This window comes from Pseudomonas sp. L13 (genome assembly GCF_009935965.1).
GTDB classification, from domain to species: Bacteria; Pseudomonadota; Gammaproteobacteria; order Pseudomonadales; family Pseudomonadaceae; genus Aquipseudomonas; species Aquipseudomonas lactis.
This window is the reverse complement of record NZ_QODJ01000028.1, coordinates 37,439-55,738: the sequence shown is the minus strand read 5'-3', so window position 1 is coordinate 55,738 and position 18,300 is coordinate 37,439. Positions and strand designations below refer to the sequence as shown.

The window sequence follows — 18,300 nt, the reverse complement described above, 5'->3', positions numbered from 1 at the left end:
TTTATGAGCATTACTCGTTACGGCACCGGCAGCACCGCAGGTGGCGGCCAGCCACGTCCGTTCGCCCGCGCCGTGGAAGCCGATGGCTGGCTGTATGTGTCGGGCCAGGTGCCTGCGGTGGACGGTGAAATCATCAATGGTGGCATCATTGAGCAAACCCGCCAGACGATGCGCAATGTGGTGGCGATCCTTGAAGAAGCCGGCTACGAACTCAAGGATGTGGTGCGGGTGGGCGTATGGTTGGAAGACCCACGGGACTTCTGGAGTTTCAACAAAGTGTTCGGCGAATACTTCACCCCGGAACACGCCCCGGCGCGCGCCTGTGTGCAGGCCAACATGATGGTCGATTGCAAGGTCGAGATCGATTGCGTGGCCTACAAGAAAAAGGACTGAATACCCACCCTAAACCCACAACAAATCAATTGTGGGAGGGGGCTTGCCCCCGATAGCGGTGTGTCAGTCAAAAATGTATCCACTGACACTCCCTCATCGGGGGCAAGCCCCCTCCCACAGGGGAGTTGTGTCGTACCCAACAACTTTGACGGGACCAGAAACCGCCATGACCGAAGACACCATCAAACGCCGCGCCAAAGGCCTGGACCGTGCGTTCGATATCCTCGATTTTCTCAAGGAAATCGGCCAGCCCCTGCGCCCGAATGATATTGCCAGCGGCATCGGCAGCCCCAAATCCACGGTCTACGAACTGGTGGCGTCGTTGCTGGAGCGGCGCATCCTGGAGACCGTGGGCAAGGATGGCCACGTGTACCTGGGCCGCCAGCTGTATTTCCTCGGCCAGGCGCACCTGCGCCACTTCGACCTGACCCGTGAGGCCGACCACGCCTTGCAGGAGATTGTCAGCCAGACCCACGAAACCGCGCAGATGTGCCTGCTCAACGGGCGCAAATACACGGTGGCGCTGATGCGCGAGGGCCAGCGGCATTTCCGTATATCTTCGGATATCGGTGAAAACGCGCCCATCCCGTGGACGGCCTCGGGGCGCTTGTTGCTGGGGCATTTGAGCGACCAGCAGATCGTCGACCTGATCGACCCCGACGATTTCATCCTGCCGGACGGCCTGCGCCTGCCGCTGGACACCTTCCTGGCGCAAATCCGCCAGGCCAGCCTCGATGGGTTCTTCTCCTTCGACAGTGTGGCCGACACCTTCACCCATTGTTTTGCCGCCCCGGTGCGCGATGCCCAGGGCATCAGCATCGCGACCCTGTGCATCGTCGCCCCCCGGGCTGACGCGAGCAAAAACTACCACGACTATCGCCGGGTACTAATCGACAGTGCCAACAGCCTGGCCCGGCGCATCAACGAATAGGAGTTTTCCATGTCTGCCCTCAACGCCGTTGAAAAAGGTGCCGCCGCCGTCGGTGCCCATTTGGTTCGCGATGTCAGCCTGCCGGCCCTGGTGCTGCACCGTGACGCCCTGGAACATAACATCCGCTGGATGCAGGACTTTGTCCGCAGCAGCGGCGCCGAGCTGGCGCCCCACGGCAAGACCAGCATGATGCCCGCCCTGTTCCAGCGCCAGATCGCCGCTGGCGCCTGGGGCATCACCCTGGCTACCGCCGTGCAAACCCGTGCCGCCTACGCCAGCGGCGTGCGTCGTGTGCTGATGGCCAACCAGTTGGTGGGCGCGCCGAACATGGCCTTGATCGCCGACCTGCTGGCCGATAAGGATTTTGACTTCCATTGCATGGTCGATCACCCGGACAACGTTGCCGACCTGGGCCTGTTCTTTGCCGCCCGTGGCCAGCGCCTTAACGTGATGATCGAGTACGGCGTGGTCGGTGGCCGTTGCGGTTGTCGCAGCGAGCAAGAGGTGCGTGAGCTGGCCAAGGCGATCCAGGCCCAGCCGGCGTTAGCCCTCACCGGTATCGAGGGTTACGAAGGCGTGATCCACGGCGAGCACGCCATCAGTGGCATTCGCGCCTTCGCCGCCAGCCTGGTGAGCCTGGCGGTCGAGCTGCAAGACAGCGGCCTGTTCGACCTGCCCAAGCCGATCATCACCGCATCGGGCTCGGCCTGGTACGACCTGATCGCCGAGTCGTTCGAAACGCAGAACGCCGCCGGCCGCTTCCTCAGCGTGTTACGCCCTGGCAGTTACGTGGCCCACGACCATGGCATCTACAAAGAAGCGCAGTGCTGCGTACTCGAACGCCGTAGCGACCTCAACGAGGGCCTGCGCCCGGCAATGGAAGTCTGGGCGCACGTGCAGTCGCTGCCGGAGCCGGGTTTTGCGGTGATCGCCCTGGGCAAGCGTGATGTGGCCTACGACGCCGGTTTGCCCGTGCCGCTCAAACGCTACAAGGCCGGGATCGTGCCGGCGCAAGGTGATGATGTGAGCGGGTGCAAGGTCACGGCGGTGATGGACCAGCATGCGTTCATGACCGTGGCGCCGGGAGTGGAATTGCGCATTGGCGACATTATTTCGTTTGGTACGTCCCACCCTTGTCTGACCTTTGACAAGTGGCAGGTGGGGTGCCTGGTGGATGAGCAGTTGCAGGTGGTTGAGTCTCTGCGTACCTGCTTCTAGACCGCGTCGCGGCTATCGCAGCGATGCGGCGACCCGACAAGCCAGCTCCCACAGTGACCGCGTTTTAACTGAAGGAATGCAGTCGAATGTGGGAGCCGGGCTTGCCCGCGATGGGGCCCTCCCAGCACACCCGAGAATTCTGCCATGAACACCCACCCCCACATCGCCCTCATCGGCGAATGCATGATCGAACTGCAACACCGCGCCGACGGCAGCCTGCACCAGAGCTTCGGCGGCGACACCCTGAACACTGCGGTGTACCTGCGCCGCGAGCTGGGCGAGGTCGGTAGCGTTGACTACGTTACCGCCCTGGGCGATGACAGCTTCAGCGATGCCATGTGCGAGCATTGGCACGCCGAAGGCCTTGGCCTGAGCAGGGTGCAGCGCCTGCCTGGGCGCCTGCCGGGCCTGTACTGCATCCAGACTGACGCCCAGGGCGAACGTAAATTCCTCTATTGGCGCAACGAAGCGGCCGTGCGCGACTGCTTCACCACGCCGGCCGCCGAGCCGGTCCTGGCGGCCTTGCCGGGCTATGACGTGGTGTATTTGAGCGGCATTACCCTGGCGGTGCTGGGAGATATCGGACGTGAGCGCTTACTGCAGGCGCTGATCGAAGCCCGCCAGCGCGGCGCCAAGGTGGTGTTCGATAACAACTACCGGCCGCGGCTGTGGGCTGATGTGCAAGCGGCCCGTGAGGCGTATCGCAGGGTGTTGGCCGAAGTGGACATTGCCTTGCTCACCGAGGATGACGAACGCGCGTTGTTTGGTTATGAGGATAGCGAGCAGGTGTTTGCGGCGTACCCGTCGATTGCAGAAGTGGTGCTCAAACGGGGGGCGGATGCGTGCCTGATTCGTTGCGCGGGGGAGCGCTTTGCGGTGCCGGCGTTGAAGGTGGAGAAGGTGGTGGACACCACGGCGGCGGGGGATTCGTTCAGTGCGGCGTATCTGGCCAGCTGGCTCAAGGGTGGCTCGCCCCAGGAAGCCGCTTTGGCGGGGCATCGGCTGGCGAGCCGGGTGATTCAGGTGCCGGGTGCTCTGATACCCAGGTGAATGGCCGCCTGCGGCGGTTCGCGGGCAAGCCCGCTCCCACAGTTGATCGTGTTTTAACTGAACGAACGCGGTCGAATGTGGGAGCGGGCTTGCTCGCGAAAGCGGTCTGGAGCCAAATGCTCAATCGCGATAAAACACCTGCACCAGGTGATACCCAAACTTGCTCTTGATCGGCCCGTGCACCACCTTCACCGGTTTCTTGAAGATCACCGCATCAATGGCCCCCACCATCTGCCCGGGCCGCACTTCGCCCAGGTCGCCGCCACGTTTTCCAGACGGGCAGGTGGAGTACTTCTTGGCCAGCACATCAAAGGCTTCGCCCTTGGCAATGCGCTGCTTGAGTTGTTCGGCTTCTTCGCTGGTTTTCACCAGAATATGACGGGCTTGGGCTTTCATGGGGCTCTACCAGCTGTGCGACGGCGCGCGATTATGCCTGAACTCAGGCCTCGCCGCCGATCATGCTACGGATTTTGTTGGCCAACAGGTCAATGGAAAACGGCTTGGCGACCATGTCCATACCGTCTTCCAGGAACCCCTGGCGCTCGGCGGCTTTCTCGGCATAACCGGTCATGAACAGCACGCGCAGGCCGGGGCGATGCTGGCGGGCGATTTCCGCCAGTTGCCGGCCGTTCATGCCGGGCAGGCCGACGTCGGTCACCAGCAAGTCCACACGCAAGTCCGACTCCAGCAACGGCAGCGCTGCACGCGCATCCGCCGCCTGGTGCGCGGTGTAGCCCAGTTCGTCGAGTACATTGACCACCAGCATGCGCACCGCCGGGTCGTCCTCGACCACCACCACCGCTTCACCGGCCAGGGCCACGGGGGCTTCGGTCAGGCTGGTGGGCAGGCTGCTTTCCAGTGCCGTGCCATACAAACGCGGCAGGTACAGGCGCACGCAGGTGCCCTGGCCGGGTTCGCTCTGGATGGTCACGTGGCCACCGGACTGCTGGGCAAAGCCGTAGATCATCGACAACCCAAGGCCCGTGCCTTGGCCGATGGGCTTGGTGGTGAAGAACGGGTCGAACGCCTTGGCGAGGATTTTCGGCGCCATGCCGCTGCCGTTGTCGCTCACGCCGAGCATCACATAGTCGCCGGCCTTGACCGGTTCCAGGGTGGTGATGTCGGTGCCGTCCAGGTAACTGTTGGCGGTTTCGATCAGCAGCTCGCCGCCGTCGGGCATGGCGTCGCGGGCGTTGATCACCAGGTTGAGCAGGGCGTTTTCCAATTGGCTGGCGTCAGTGTTCACCGGCCAGATGTCCTTACCCAGTTGTACCTTGAGTTCGATATGCGCGCCCTTGGTGCGTCGGAACAGGTCTTCCAGGGACGCCACCAATTGGTTGGGGTCGGTGGGGCGACGGTCCAGCGACTGTCGCCGCGAGAACGCCAGCAGCCGGTGGGTGAGGGCAGCGGCACGGTGGGCGGAGGACACGGCGGCATCGGCAAAACGGCCGATATCGTCGCTGCGTCCGGCGGCAATGTAACGCTGCATCAGGTCGAGGCTGCCGATGATGCCGGTGAGCATGTTGTTGAAGTCATGGGCGATACCACCGGTGAGCTGGCCGACCGCTTCCATCTTCTGGGCATGGCGCAGGGCATCTTCGGCACGTTCGCGCTCGAACATCTCGTTTTGCAGGCGCTGGTTGGCCTCGGCCAGCGCCTGGGTGCGCTGGGCCACGCGTTCTTCAAGGTTCTCGTTGAGGTGGCGCAGGGCCTCTTCGGTGAGCTTGCGTTCGGTCTCGTCGATCACAAAGATGTAGAAACCATTCACCGAGCCGTCACTGCTAAAGCGCGGCAAGTACTTCATCAGCGCATGGCGCGGGCGGCCATCGCGATGAGGCGTCACCGTCATGAAGCTGCACGCCTTGCCCTTGAGCGCGGCGGCAATCTTGTCTGCGCGCCCGGCATACACATCGTCGCCGAGCACTTCGCGGATGGTCTTGCCGTACAGCTCCTGGGGCGTCTTGCCGTACCACTCGAGGTAGGCGCTGTTGTTGAGGCGAAAGCGCTGGTCGTGGTCAACGTAGCCGATCAATACGGGCATGGCGTTGATGATCAGTTGCAGCTCGGTCTGGCTCTGACGCAAGGCCTGCTCGGTGTTTTTGCGCTCGGTGAGGTCCAGCGCGGCGCCGAGGAACCGTGCCGGCCGGCCATGATGATCCTTGTAGCAGCGGCCTCGGGCGAATACCCAGCGCACCTGGCCGTCGGCTTGCTGTAGGCGGTATTCCTCGGCGTATTCGGTGCCGTGGGTGATGCAATGCTTGATGCTGCGCGTCACCGTGCCCCGGTCTTCGGGATGCACACCGTGCAGGTAGGCGCTGATGGGCAGCAGGCTTGAGTCGCTAGGGTCGACGCCATGCAGGTAGGCGAAATGGGCGTCGGCAATGAAACGGTCTTCGCCTATATCCCAGTCCCAGGTCCCCACCGCGTCGGTGGCCGCCAGCGCCAGTTGCAGGCGCTGCTCGGTATTGTGCTGGGCCTTGAGGCTTGCTTCGGAACGCTGTTGCAGTTCGAGGGTTTTGCTGCGCCGCTCATTGGTTTCAATGGCTGTGACCAGGATGCCGGCCACCTGGCAGCTTTCATCGCGCACCGGGCTGTAGGTCAGGTCCAGCCATATCTCGGTGTCGCGGCCCTCGCGTTGCAGCACAAAGCGTTGCTCGCTGAAGGTGCGCACCTGGCCGCCGAGCACGGCGTCGTAGACCGGCGCGGCGAAGTTTTCCAGCTCGGGCCAAGTGTAGTGCGCCGGCTGGCCCAGGGCGCCGGGGTGCTTGGCGCCTATCAGGTGGGCAAAGCCATCGTTATAGAGTTGCGTGAGGTGCGGGCCCCACAGCAGCACCATGGGCATGGGTGAATGCACGACGATATCGACGGCAGTGCGCAGGCTTTGCGGCCACTCACTGGCCTCACCGAGTGGGCTTTGTGCCCAGTCCAGCCGCTTGATCAACGCAGCGGCTTCGCTACCGGTGGATGTTCCATTCATAAAAAGCCCTGAGCATGACGCTTTGAAAAATGACAACACCCATTGTCCCAAGGAAAGACAACGGGTGACTACCCCCGAAAAATAGCATGCCTTGAGGGTTTTTCTTCAAAACGCTGTGTCAGCGCTGAAACCTTTCATCTAGTCGGCCAGCTCAGCCCTGTCGCGAAATTGCTCCAGCGCCTGGGGGTTGGCCAGGGCATCGGTGTTTTTCACCGGCTCGCCATGCACCACATTGCGCACCGCCAATTCGACGATTTTGCCGCTGATGGTGCGGGGGATATCCGTGACAGCGAGGATCTTCGCCGGCACGTGGCGCGGTGTGGTGTTGGCGCGAATCACCTGGCGGATCTGCTGTTGCAGCGCCTCGTCCAGTTCGATCCCGTCCTCCAGGCGCACAAACAGCACCACGCGCACGTCGTCCTGCCAACGTTGACCGATGGCGAGGCTTTCCAGCACCTGCGGGATTTTTTCCACCTGGCGATAAATCTCGGCGGTGCCAATACGCACGCCGCCGGGGTTGAGCACCGCGTCGGAACGCCCATGAATCAACAGGCTGCCGTTGGCGCGTTGCTCGGCATAGTCGCCCTGGGCCCACACGCCGGGGAACTGGCTGAAATACGAAGCGCGCAGTTTTTGCTGCTGCGGGTCGTTCCACAACCCGATGGGCATGGCAGGGAAATGCCGGGTGCACACCAGTTCGCCTTTCTCTCCGACCAGGGGCCGGCCCTGGTCGTCCCACACTTCGATGGCCATGGCCAGGCTCTTGCACTGCATCTCACCGCGCCGCACCGGCAGCACCGGGTTGCCGATCACAAAGCAGGAGACAATGTCGGTGCCACCGGACATCGAGGACAGGCACAGCTGCGCCTTGATCTCGCGGTACACGTAGTCGTAACTCTGGGGCGACAGCGGCGAGCCGGTCGAAATCAAGCCCTTGAGGCTGCCCAAGTCGTGGCTCAGGCGCGGCTGCAACCCTGATTTTTCCAGGGTGGCGAGGAATTTGGGGCTGGTGCCGAATACGCTGATCTTTTCCGCATCGATCAGGTCGAGCAAGCGTTCGGGGCCGGGGTGGAACGGCGAGCCGTCGTACAGCACCGCGGTGGCGCCGATCGCCAGCACCGACACCAGCCAGTTCCACATCATCCAGCCGCAGGTGGTGTAGTAGAACAGGCAGTCCTCGCGGTTCAGGTCGGCATGCAGGCCGTGTTCCTTGAGGTGCGTCAGCAATACGCCGCCCGTGCCGTGGATGATGCACTTGGGGATGCCGGTGGTGCCGCTGGAATAAAGGATATACAGCGGGTGATCGAACGGCACCGCGACAAATTCGGGTTCGCCGCAGGCTTGGTAGAAGTCGTCCCACAGCGCGACGTGGGCGTGGATGGTGTAGTCCCCAGCCTGAGCCTCGGGCTTGGCGTAAGGCACGATGATCAGCTGTTGCAGGGAGGGCAGGCGTTCAAGGATTTCATTGAGCTTGGCGCTCTGGTCGATGCGCTTGCCGGCATAGCGGTAGCCGGCGCAGGTGATCAGCACCTTGGGCTCGATCTGGCCGAAGCGGTCGATGACGCCCTGGGTGCCGAAGTCTGGCGAGGAGCACGACCAGATCGCACCGAGGCTGGTGGTGGCGAGCATACCCACCAGGGTTTGCCAGGTGTTGGGCATGCAGGCGGCCACCCGGTCACCCAGGCCAACGCCGGCCGCCCGCAGGCTTTTTTGCAGGCCGGCCACGTGTTCCGCCAGTTGCGCATAGCTCAACTGTTCACGTTGGCCGTCTTCGCTGATGGCTACCACAGCAGGGTGATCATCGCGGCGGCGCAACAGGTGTTCGGCAAAGTTCAGGGTGGCGCCGGGAAACCATTGGGCGCTAGGCATCTCGATGTCTTCGATCAGGGTGACGCTGGGCGGGCTACGAAACTGCACGTCAAAGAACGCGACAATCGCCTGCCAGAAGTCCGGGCGCTGGTCGATGCTCCATTGGTGCAGGGCGGGGTAGTCGTGGAGCTGCACGCCGTGGCGTTGGATGATGAAGCGGCGGAACTGGTCCATGCGTGTGGCGTGGATGCGTTCGCGGGACGGTTGCCAGAGGATGTCGGACATAAGCTGCCTCTTATTAAAATTGTGGGAGCTGGCTTGCCTGCGATAGCGGTGTATCAGTCATAGATCGGGCAACTGACCCAATGCTATCGCAGGCAAGCCAGCTCCCACATTAGATAGGCTGTGTGTTAATTACTGGGCCAGCCAGCCACCATCGATGTTCCACGCTGCGCCGCGTACCTGGGCACCGGCTTCACTGCACAAGAACAACACCAGCTCGCCCAACTGCGACGGCGTTACAAACTCCAGCGACGGCTGTTTCTCCGCCAGCAGGTCCTGCTGTGCCTGCTGTGGATCTACCCCGGTGGCCACACGATCATCAATCTGCTTCTGCACCAGTGGCGTCAGCACCCAGCCCGGGCAGATGGCGTTGCAGGTCACATTGCTGGTGGCGGTTTCCAGGCCCACCACCTTGGTGAGGCCGATCACCCCATGCTTGGCCGCCACATACGCCGCCTTGCCCACTGAGCCGACTTGGCCGTGCACCGAGGCGATATTGACGATGCGCCCCCAGCCCTTGGCCTTCATGCCCGGCAAGCTCAGCCGAGTGCTGTGAAACACCGAGGACAGGTTGATGGCGATGATCGAATCCCAGCGTTCTACCGGAAAGTCTTCCACCGCTGCCACATGCTGAATGCCGGCATTGTTGACCAGGATGTCCACGCCACCGAACTCGCGTTCGGCGTAGGCGAGCATGTCGGCGATCTGCGCGGGGTCGCTGACGTCGGCCGGGTGATGCCCGACCTTGCCGCCAAACGCCTGCACCTGGGCGATCACCGCGCTGGCGTCGCCAAAGCCGTTGAGAATCAGGTTGGCGCCAGCCTTGGCCAGGCTCAGGGCTATCCCTAAGCCGATGCCGCTGGTGGAACCGGTGACCAGGGCGGTCTTGCCATTCAAAGTCGTCATGAAAACCTCACACAATGCCGGTGGCGTAGAAAGTGCCGATCACCACGAACACCGCGAGGGTCTTGATGATCGTGATACCAAAAATGTCCTTGTAGGCTTCGCGGTGGGTCAGCCCGGTGACTGCCAGCAAGGTGATCACCGCGCCGTTGTGGGGCAGGGTGTCCATGCCGCCGCTGGCCATGGCTGCGACCCGGTGCAGCACTTCAAGGGGGATATTGGCCGCGTGGGCCGCTGCAATAAAACTCTCGGACATCGCCGCCAGGGCGATGCTCATGCCGCCCGATGCCGAGCCGGTGATACCGGCCAGCAAGGTCACGGTAATCGCTTCGTTGACCAGCGGGTTGGGGATGCCCTTGAGCCAGTCCGCCAGCACCAGAAAGCCCGGCAGCGAGGCGATCACGGCGCCAAACCCATATTCAGACGCGGTATTCATGGCCGCAAGCAATGCACCGCTTACCGCGCTTTTACTGCCTTCGGCCAGCTTGCTCTTGATCGCCGAGAAGCCGAACACCAGCACCACGATAATCCCCACCAGCAACGCCGCCTGCACCGCCCAGATCGCGGTGAGCTTGGCGATTTCGGTGGTCACCGGCGCGCTCATGCCCGGCAGGCTGAGGCTGTGGGTCTTGCCGTACCACTGCGGGATCCAGTGGGTGAACAACAGGTTCATCACCCCCACCAGGATCAGCGGCGACAACGCGAGCCACGGGTTGGGCAAGCTCAGGTTGTCGGCGGTTTCCGGCTCATTGCGCAACTCGGTGCCATAGCCTTCACCGGCACGCTGGGCCTTGTTGCGCTGGCGTGCGAGGTAGAGCATGCCGGCGCAGAACACGAAGATCGTGCCGATCAGCCCCAGCCATGGCGCCGCCCAGGCGGTGGTGTTGAAGAAGGTGCTGGGGATGATGTTCTGGATCTGCGGTGTGCCGGGCAGGGCGTCCATGGTGAACGAGAAGGCGCCGAGGGCGATGGTCGCCGGGATCAGGCGCTTGGGGATATTGCTTTGGCGGAACATCTCGGCGGCGAACGGGTACACCGCAAACACCACCACGAACAGCGACACGCCGCCATAGGTGAGCAGGGCGCATACCAGCACGATCACTAGCATCGCCTGGCGGGTGCCGAGCAAGCGGATCGCAGCGGCCACGATCGATCGCGAAAACCCCGACAGCTCAATGAGCTTGCCGAACACCGCACCGAGCAGGAACACCGGGAAATACAGCTTGATAAAGCCGACCATCTTTTCCATGAACACCCCGGTAAAGGCAGGGGCGACGGCGGACGGGTCGGTGAGCAGCACCGCGCCAAGGGCGGCGATGGGGGCGAACAGGATAACGCTATAGCCACGGTAGGCGGCCAGCATCAGCAGCGCGAGCGCGGCCAGGGCAATGATCACACTCATGGTGTGTCTCCATCGGATTGTTATTGTTGTGAGTGAGGCTTTGGGAGGGAGCTATAGCGAGATGTGTGCCATATTTGTAATTTGTTGATATATATGGATTTATTTGCTTTTAACGGCGATTTTACAGGAGGTAGTCTCAATAGAGAGACGAGTGGAGGTCCTTGTGGGAGCTGGCTTGCCTGCGATAGCGGTGGTTCAGCTGGCTCATAGGGCACTGTTAAAGCGCTATCGCAGGCAAGCCAGCTCCCACATAAGAATGTCTTGATATTGGGAGTGGTATCTCTCTTTAGAGACTATGTGAGTCCAAGCGCCTGCATTTTTTTATACAGTGTCGACCGTCCAAGCCCCAAACGCTTGGCCGCCTCTACCACATTCCCCTCACAGGCCTTGAGCGCCCCCGCAATCACCTGCCGATCAAACCGCTCCCGCGCCACCGCGAACGTTTCACCCTCGACCGCCGCCACCGCGCCTCGTTGTACCGGGCTGAACGTGCCAATCGCTGCGCGAAGGTCGCTGGCATTGAGCATCAGGTCATCACTCAACAACGCCGCCCGCTCGAGCACATTGCGCAACTCGCGGATATTCCCCGGCCACGCATGCTGGGCCAACAACGCCAGGGCATCGCGGTCGAGCTCGTGCTGGCTGCGCAACTCCTCAAGGATCGCCTCGCTCAACGCCGGAATATCCTCCAGGCGTTCCCGCAACGGCGGCACCTGGATAGGCAGTACGTTGAGGCGGTAGTACAGATCGGCACGAAACTCGCCAAGTTTGATCGCCGCCTCTAGGTCCATGGACGTCGCGGCAATCACCCGCACATCGCTGTGCAGCATCTCGTTGGAGCCCACCGGTTCGAATTCCTTTTCCTGCAACACCCGCAGCAATTTGCTTTGCAGGGGCAGCGGCATATCGCCGATTTCATCAAGAAACAACGTGCCGCCCTGGGCGATCTGGAATTTACCGGGGCGACCCTTGCGGTCGGCACCCGTAAACGCACCGGGTGCGGTACCGAAGAATTCCGCTTCAAGCAGATCATGGGGAATCGCCGCGCTGTTGATGCTCACAAAGGCTTTGTGCGCCCGCGGCGATGCGCCGTGGATGGCCTGGGCAAGCAGCTCTTTGCCGGTGCCGGTTTCGCCGAGCAGCAATACCGGCGACTCGGCACTCGCACTGCGCCGCGCCCGGCGCTTGACCTCAAGGCTCGCCGCGCTGGTGCCGATAAAGTGCGCGAAGTTGTATTTGCTCTGCCGCGAACGCAGCAGCGAACGCGTGGAGGCCAGCTCCTGCTGCATGCTCAGGTAGCGCTCGATCAACGGCGACAGGTTGCGCAGTTCATCGAACAGCGCAAAGCCAATTGCGCCGATCACCGCCCCGGCCTCGTCGTGGATCGGCAGGCGCATCACTACCAGCGGGCCCTTCGGGGTGTCCTGGATGTCCAGCAGGATCGGCCGGTCATTGCGCACCACCTGGCGCAGCAGGCTGTTGGAAATCACCTGCTCGCACGGCTGGCCGATGGCTTGGTCGGCACTCTTGAGGCCAAAACGCTTGGCGTAACGCTCGTTCATCCACACGATATTCGCATCGCGGTCGACGATGACCGTGCCTTCGCTGGACTGCTCGATGATCTCGAACAGCGACTGGATGGCCAGGCCGCGAACCTGTTGATAGTCCTTGAGGCTGGTACTCATGGAAACAAAATCCTGTAGGAGCGAGCTTGCTCGCGAAGGTCGTCAACGATGATGCGGTGCATCTGGAAAAACGGCGGGTATTTTAGTTTTTCGCGAGCAACCTCGCTCCTACAAGGGGATGTGCGCTGCAGCCAGCAGTTCTTTGGTGTACGGGTGTTGGGGCGATTCGAACACATCATGGCTCGCACCACGCTCCACCACCTTGCCATCCTTGACCACGATCATGTCATGGGCCATGGCGCGCACCACCGCCAGATCATGGCTGATAAACAGGTAGGTCAGGCCGTACTTGTCCTGCAGTTCGCGCAGCAGCGCCACCACTTGTTTCTGCACCGTACGGTCCAGGGCCGAGGTGGGTTCGTCGAGCAGCATCAGCGCTGGCTTGAGTACCAGGGCGCGGGCAATGGCGATGCGTTGGCGCTGGCCACCGGAAAACTCATGGGGGTAGCGATGCCGGCTGGCGGGGTCCAGCCCCACGTCCTTGAGCACCTGGACCACTTGCGCATCGCGGTCAGCCAGGCTGCACGGTGCGTGTACTTCCAGGCCCTCGCTGATGATCTGCTGCACCGACATGCGCGGGCTGAGGCTGCCATAGGGGTCCTGGAACACCACCTGCATCTGCTTGCGCCATGGGCGCATCTGCTGATGGTTGAGCGGGTCCAGGGCCTCACCCTGGAAGCGAATGCTGCCGCTGGAGTCGAGCAAGCGCAGGATCGCCTGGCCCAGGGTGGACTTGCCGGAACCGGACTCACCGACAATCCCCAACGTCTTGCCGAGCTGCACGCTGAGGCTGATACCGTCCACCGCGCGCAGGTAGGTCTTGGCCCGGAACAGCCCGCCGCCCAGGGGGAATTGCACGCTCAGGTCATCCACTGCCAGTACCGTCTCACGCGGCTCGCTGCACAGCACGTCGCCCGAGGGCTCGGCGTCCAGCAGCAGGCGGCTGTAGGGATGCTGCGGTGTGGTGAACAGGGCCTGGCAATCGGCCTGCTCGATGATTTCCCCGGCACGCATCACGCAAACCCGCTGGGCGATACTGCGCACCAGGTTGAGGTCATGGCTGATCAGCAGCAGCGACATGCCCAGGCGTTGCTGCAATGACTTGAGCAGCAGCAGGATCTTGCGCTGCACCGTCACGTCCAGCGCCGTGGTGGGCTCGTCGGCAATCAGCAGTTCGGGCTCGCAGGCCAGGGCCATGGCGATCATCACCCGCTGGCGCTGGCCGCCGGACAATTGATGGGGGTAGGCCTTGAGCCGTTCCTGGGGTTTCTGGATGCCCACCAGTTCCAGCAGTTCCAGGATGCGCGCCTGCGCCGCCTTGCCGCCCAGACCCTTGTGCAGCAGCAGGGTTTCGCCGATCTGCTTTTCGATGCTGTGCAGCGGGTTCAGAGAGGTCATCGGCTCCTGGAAGATCATGGCAATGCGGTTGCCGCGCAATTTTTGCAAGGTGCTCGGTGACGCGCCGATCAGTTCCTGGCCGCGATACTTGATCGAACCCAGGGTGTCGGTGCCGGCTTGCGGCAGCAGTTGCAGGATCGAATGGGCCGTCACCGACTTGCCCGAGCCCGACTCACCCACCAGCGCCAGGCACTCGCCGGGGCGCACGTCCAGGCTCAGGTTGCGCACGACGGTCTGGCCGTTGAAGGCGACGCACAGGTCGCGGATTTCGATCAGGTTCATACGCAGTCACTCATGAGCGGGGGTCGAAGGCATCACGCAGTGCCTCGCCAATAAACACCAGCAACGACAGAATCAGCGCCAGGGTGAAAAACGCCGTCAGCCCCAGCCACGGCGCTTGCAGGTTCTGCTTGCCCTGGCCGATCAGCTCGCCCAGGGACGCGCTGCCGGCGGGCATGCCGAAGCCAAGGAAATCCAGGGCACTCAAGGTGGATATCGCCCCGGTCAAGATAAACGGCAAATAGCTGAGGGTCGCGGTCATGGCATTGGGCAGGATGTGCCGGCGAATGATCTTGCCGTCGCCCAGGCCCAGGGCACGTGCGGCCTTGACGTATTCCAGGTTGCGCCCGCGCAGGAACTCGGCGCGCACCACGTCCACCAGGGCCAGCCAGGAAAACAGCGCCATGATCCCCAGCAACCACCAGAAGTTCGGCTCCACAAACCCCGACAGGATAATCAGCAGGTACAGCACCGGCAGGCCCGACCACACCTCCAGGATGCGTTGCCCGAGCAAGTCCACCCAGCCACCGTAGTACCCCTGCAACGCCCCGGCGGCAATGCCAATGACCGCGCTGATGGCGGTCAAGGCCAGGGCAAACAGGATCGACACCCGTGCGCCAAAGATCACCCGCGCCAACACATCGCGAGACTGGTCATCGGTGCCCAGCCAGTTCACCGACGACGGTGGGCTTGGGGCAGGGCGGGTGAGTTCGTAGTTGGGCGTGTCATCGCTGAACGGAATCGGTGGGAACAGCATCCAGCCGCCTTCCTGCTTGATCAGCTTTTGCACGTAGTCACTGCGGTAATCCGCCTGGAACGGCAATTGCCCGCCGAACTGCTGCTCGGTGTAGCGCTTGAACACCGGGAAATACAGCTCGTTCTTGAAACTGAGCACCAGCGGCTTGTCATTGGCGATCAACTCGCCGCCCAGGGTCAGGATGAACAGGCCGATAAACAGCCACAGCGACCACCAGCCACGCCTGTTTTTCTTGAAACGCTCGAAACGCCGACGGGCCACGGGAGACAGGTTGAGCATCAGGCGTTCCTCGCGGCGAAGTCGATACGCGGGTCCACCAGGGTGTAGCAGAGGTCGCCGATGAGTTTTATCAGGAGGCCGAACAGGGTGAAGATAAACAGCGAACCAAACACCACCGGGTAGTCGCGGGACACGGCCGCTTCGTAGCTCATGCGGCCCAGGCCATCGAGGGAGAAGATCACCTCGATCAGCAGCGAGCCGGCAAAGAACACACTGATAAATGCCTGGGGAATCCCCGAGATCACCAGCAACATCGCATTGCGGAACACGTGACCGTACAGCACCCGGCGTTCGCTCAAGCCCTTGGCACGGGCGGTGACCACGTACTGGCGAGTAATTTCATTGAGGAACGAGTTTTTGGTGAGGATGGTCAAGGTGGCGAAGCCGCCGATCACCAGCGCCGTGACCGGTAGCACCAGGTGCCAGAAATAGTCGGCCACTTTGCCCACGGTGCTCAGTTCGGCAAAGTTTTCCGAGACCAGCCCGCGTACCGGAAACCAGTTCAGCGAGGTACCGCCCGCGAACACCACGATCAGGAACATCGCAAACAGGAACGCCGGCATCGCGTAACCGATGACGATGGCCGTGCTGCTCCACATATCAAAGCTGCTGCCATGGCGCACGGCCTTGCGTATGCCCAGCGGGATCGACACCAGGTAGGTGATCAGCGTGGCCCACAGGCCGAGGGAAATGGTGACGGGCATCTTTTCCAAAATCAGGTCAGTCACCGTCGCGCCGCGAAAGAAGCTGTTGCCGAAGTCCAGCTGGGCATAGTTCTTGAGCATCAACCACAGGCGTTCCGGCGCGGATTTGTCGAAGCCGTATTGTTTCTCGATGTCCTTGATCAGCTTCGGGTCCAGGCCACGGCTGGCTCGCGAGCCGCTGATGCCTTCGCCCGATGCGCCGGCCACACCACCGCCGCCAATGCCTTGCAGGTGCGCGATGGCTTGTTCCACCGGCCCGCCGGGCGCGGCCTGCACGATCACGAAGTTCACCAACAGGATGATCACCAGCGTCGGGATGATCAGCAGCAGGCGCCGTACGATGTAGGCAAACATCAGTGGGCCTCTCCGCGTTTTTTCAACTCAGCCTGCATTTGTTCGTTCGTCAGCGGGGTGGGGCTGACTTCCCACCAGGTTTCCAGGGCTTCGTCGTTCTTCGCCTCGATGGCCGGGCGCCCGAAACGGTTCCACCATGCGGCGGAGGTGCCCGGTGGGTAATAGTTGGGAATCCACAGGTAATTCCATTGCAGTACGCGGTCCAGGGCGTGGGCATAGGTGAGCATCTTCGCCTGGGTGTCAGCCTTGACAAGGCCATGGATCAGGGTATCGACGGCCGGGTCCTTGAGCACGATGTAGTTGTTGGCGCCCGAATCGAACGCGGCGGCAGAGCCGAAATAGTTGTACAGCTCCATGCCGGGCGAGGTGGTGACCGGGAAACCCGTGACGATCATGTCGTAGTCGCGGGCCATCAGGCGGTTGACGTACTGCGAAGAGTCAATGCGGCGGATATTCAGGGTGATGCCGATCTGCGCCAGGTTGCGCTTGTAGGGCAGCAACAGGCGCTCAAGGCCGTTCTGGACATTCAGAAAGGTGAATTCCAGCGGCTCGCCCTGGGCATTGACGAGTTTGTCGCCCACGGGTTTCCAGCCGGCGTTTTCCAGCAGGGCCAAGGCTTGCAGCTGTTTGTCGCGGATCATGCCGCTGCCATCGGTGACCGGAGCCTTGAACACCTGGGTAAACACCTCGTCGGGAACCTGCCCGCGCAGGGGTTCGAGGATCGCCAGTTCTTCCGGAGTGGGCAACTGGCTGGCGGCCAACGGGCTATTGGAGAAATAGCTCTGCTGGCGGATGTACAAGTTGCGCATCATCTGCCGGTTGGCCCATTCAAAATCCCACAGCATCGCCAGGGCCTGGCGCACGCGGCGATCCTTGAATATCGGTTTTTGCACGTTGAACACATAGCCCTGGGCCGGCTGCGGCATCTCCTTGGCCAGGTGCGCGCGCTGCAGGCGGCCATCGTCCAGGGCCGGGCCGTTGTAGCCGATGGAGTAACCGGTGGCAGAGAATTCTCGGTTGAAGTCGTAGGCACCACCGCGCAGCACCTGGCGCGCCACTTCGGTGTCGCCGAAGTATTCCAGGCTCAGGTGATCGAAGTTGTACAGGCCACGGCTGACCGGCAAGTCCTTGCCCCACCAGTCGGGGTCGCGGGTGAAGGTGATGGTACTGCCGGAGTCGATCTTGCTGACCTTATACGGGCCGCTGCCCAAGGGGGCTTCGTAGCCGCCGCCGTTGGCAAAGTCGCGGGTCTTCCACCAGTGCTCGGGGAACACCGGCAAGGTGGCGATATCCAGGGGCAGGGTGCGGTTTTCGTTGCTGGAAAAGTCAAAGCGCACCTGGCGTTCGCCTTCGACTTCGACGTGTTTGACGTCGGCAAACAACGTGCGATAGCGCAGGCTGCCTTGGGTCATCAGCACGTCAAAGCTGTAGCGTACGTCTTGCGCGGTAATGGGCGTGCCATCGGCAAAACGCGCCTTGGGGTTCAGGTAGAAGCGCAGCGACAGGCCGTCGCCTGCGCGTTCCATCTTTTGCGCCACCAGGCCATAGACAGTGTAAGGCTCATCCAGCGAGCGCAACGCCAAGGGCGCGTACACCCAGCCGTCGACCTGGGACACGCCGATGCCTTTGTCGATATAGGGCAGCACATGGTCAAAGCGCCCCACCTCCAGCGCCGAGCGCCGCAGGCTGCCGCCCTTGGGGGCGTTGGGGTTGGCGTAGTCGAAATGCCTGAAACCTTCGGCGTACTTGGCCGGCTCGCCGTATACCGTCAAGTAGGTTTGCGGGGCCGCGATCACCGCAGTGCTGGCCATTAGCAAGGCCAGGGTGGAACAGAGCAGAGATGAAAAAGCCAATCGCATTATCAGCCTTGGGCGCCGGG

The 18,300-nt window shown here is 62.3% G+C and carries 14 protein-coding genes; 4 read left to right on the top strand and 10 right to left on the bottom strand.

The genetic code is table 11. The features are described 5' to 3' along the window. Positions 1 to 3: 3 nt before the first annotated feature. From DK871_RS15675 to DK871_RS15660, 4 genes are all read left to right on the top strand, one after another. Positions 4 to 393 (top strand): RidA family protein, encoded by a 390-nt coding sequence (locus DK871_RS15675; protein ID WP_161905680.1) that lies wholly within the window; start codon positions 4 to 6, stop codon positions 391 to 393. A 166-nt stretch (positions 394 to 559) separates the two neighbouring features. Then, positions 560 to 1,324: an IclR family transcriptional regulator gene (locus DK871_RS15670; RefSeq protein WP_003191821.1), complete on the top strand. Its 765-nt coding sequence runs from the start codon at positions 560 to 562 to the stop codon at positions 1,322 to 1,324. Positions 1,325 to 1,333: 9 nt separating this feature from the next. Continuing rightward, positions 1,334 to 2,542, top strand: a complete 1,209-nt coding sequence (locus tag DK871_RS15665) for an amino acid deaminase (protein WP_161905679.1) — start codon at positions 1,334 to 1,336, stop codon at positions 2,540 to 2,542. A gap of 144 nt (positions 2,543 to 2,686) precedes the next feature. Then, entirely contained in the window at positions 2,687 to 3,592 is a 906-nt protein-coding gene (locus tag DK871_RS15660; RefSeq protein WP_161905678.1) for a sugar kinase, read from the top strand. Positions 3,593 to 3,712: 120 nt separating this feature from the next. Here DK871_RS15660 and DK871_RS15655 read toward each other — a convergent pair whose 3' ends face one another. The 10 genes from DK871_RS15655 to DK871_RS15610 form a co-directional block, all read right to left on the bottom strand. Further along, on the bottom strand, positions 3,713 to 3,988 hold the full coding sequence (locus DK871_RS15655; protein WP_003174397.1) for a peptidylprolyl isomerase: 276 nt from the start codon (positions 3,986 to 3,988) through the stop codon (positions 3,713 to 3,715). Between the two features lie 43 nt (positions 3,989 to 4,031). Further along, positions 4,032 to 6,569: a PAS domain-containing protein gene (locus DK871_RS15650; protein ID WP_161905677.1), complete on the bottom strand. Its 2,538-nt coding sequence runs from the start codon at positions 6,567 to 6,569 to the stop codon at positions 4,032 to 4,034. Positions 6,570 to 6,707: 138 nt separating this feature from the next. After that, a complete protein-coding gene (locus tag DK871_RS15645) occupies positions 6,708 to 8,663 on the bottom strand; it encodes an acetoacetate--CoA ligase (RefSeq protein WP_161905676.1) in 1,956 nt (651 codons plus the stop codon). Positions 8,664 to 8,792: 129 nt separating this feature from the next. After that, complete coding sequence (locus tag DK871_RS15640) at positions 8,793 to 9,566, bottom strand: 3-hydroxybutyrate dehydrogenase (protein ID WP_003191811.1); 774 nt, start codon at positions 9,564 to 9,566, stop codon at positions 8,793 to 8,795. A gap of 7 nt (positions 9,567 to 9,573) precedes the next feature. Then, a complete protein-coding gene (locus DK871_RS15635; protein ID WP_003191810.1) occupies positions 9,574 to 10,965 on the bottom strand; it encodes a GntP family permease in 1,392 nt (463 codons plus the stop codon). A gap of 293 nt (positions 10,966 to 11,258) precedes the next feature. Beyond that, the gene (locus DK871_RS15630) at positions 11,259 to 12,650 is read right to left on the bottom strand and encodes a sigma-54-dependent Fis family transcriptional regulator (RefSeq protein WP_161905675.1); all 1,392 of its coding nucleotides are present in this window, start codon (positions 12,648 to 12,650) and stop codon (positions 11,259 to 11,261) included. Between the two features lie 108 nt (positions 12,651 to 12,758). Then, positions 12,759 to 14,330 (bottom strand): ABC transporter ATP-binding protein, encoded by a 1,572-nt coding sequence (locus DK871_RS15625; RefSeq protein ID WP_161905674.1) that lies wholly within the window; start codon positions 14,328 to 14,330, stop codon positions 12,759 to 12,761. A gap of 10 nt (positions 14,331 to 14,340) precedes the next feature. Next, the gene (locus tag DK871_RS15620; RefSeq protein WP_161905673.1) at positions 14,341 to 15,363 is read right to left on the bottom strand and encodes an ABC transporter permease; all 1,023 of its coding nucleotides are present in this window, start codon (positions 15,361 to 15,363) and stop codon (positions 14,341 to 14,343) included. Further along, on the bottom strand, positions 15,363 to 16,421 hold the full coding sequence (locus DK871_RS15615; protein WP_032876053.1) for a microcin C ABC transporter permease YejB: 1,059 nt from the start codon (positions 16,419 to 16,421) through the stop codon (positions 15,363 to 15,365). The genes DK871_RS15620 and DK871_RS15615 overlap by 1 nt, the downstream gene beginning before the upstream one ends. Beyond that, complete coding sequence (locus DK871_RS15610) at positions 16,421 to 18,280, bottom strand: extracellular solute-binding protein (RefSeq protein WP_161905672.1); 1,860 nt, start codon at positions 18,278 to 18,280, stop codon at positions 16,421 to 16,423. The genes DK871_RS15615 and DK871_RS15610 overlap by 1 nt, the downstream gene beginning before the upstream one ends. Positions 18,281 to 18,300 lie beyond the last annotated feature (20 nt).

Coding starts and splice junctions, on each gene's coding strand:
- DK871_RS15675 (WP_161905680.1), top strand. CDS start 4: ATGAGCATTACTCGTTACGGCACCGGCAGCACCGCAGGTGGCGGCCAG.
- DK871_RS15670 (WP_003191821.1), top strand. CDS start 560: ATGACCGAAGACACCATCAAACGCCGCGCCAAAGGCCTGGACCGTGCG.
- DK871_RS15665 (WP_161905679.1), top strand. CDS start 1,334: ATGTCTGCCCTCAACGCCGTTGAAAAAGGTGCCGCCGCCGTCGGTGCC.
- DK871_RS15660 (WP_161905678.1), top strand. CDS start 2,687: ATGAACACCCACCCCCACATCGCCCTCATCGGCGAATGCATGATCGAA.
- DK871_RS15655 (WP_003174397.1), bottom strand. CDS start 3,988: ATGAAAGCCCAAGCCCGTCATATTCTGGTGAAAACCAGCGAAGAAGCC.
- DK871_RS15650 (WP_161905677.1), bottom strand. CDS start 6,569: ATGAATGGAACATCCACCGGTAGCGAAGCCGCTGCGTTGATCAAGCGG.
- DK871_RS15645 (WP_161905676.1), bottom strand. CDS start 8,663: ATGTCCGACATCCTCTGGCAACCGTCCCGCGAACGCATCCACGCCACA.
- DK871_RS15640 (WP_003191811.1), bottom strand. CDS start 9,566: ATGACGACTTTGAATGGCAAGACCGCCCTGGTCACCGGTTCCACCAGC.
- DK871_RS15635 (WP_003191810.1), bottom strand. CDS start 10,965: ATGAGTGTGATCATTGCCCTGGCCGCGCTCGCGCTGCTGATGCTGGCC.
- DK871_RS15630 (WP_161905675.1), bottom strand. CDS start 12,650: ATGAGTACCAGCCTCAAGGACTATCAACAGGTTCGCGGCCTGGCCATC.
- DK871_RS15625 (WP_161905674.1), bottom strand. CDS start 14,330: ATGAACCTGATCGAAATCCGCGACCTGTGCGTCGCCTTCAACGGCCAG.
- DK871_RS15620 (WP_161905673.1), bottom strand. CDS start 15,363: ATGCTCAACCTGTCTCCCGTGGCCCGTCGGCGTTTCGAGCGTTTCAAG.
- DK871_RS15615 (WP_032876053.1), bottom strand. CDS start 16,421: ATGTTTGCCTACATCGTACGGCGCCTGCTGCTGATCATCCCGACGCTG.
- DK871_RS15610 (WP_161905672.1), bottom strand. CDS start 18,280: ATGCGATTGGCTTTTTCATCTCTGCTCTGTTCCACCCTGGCCTTGCTA.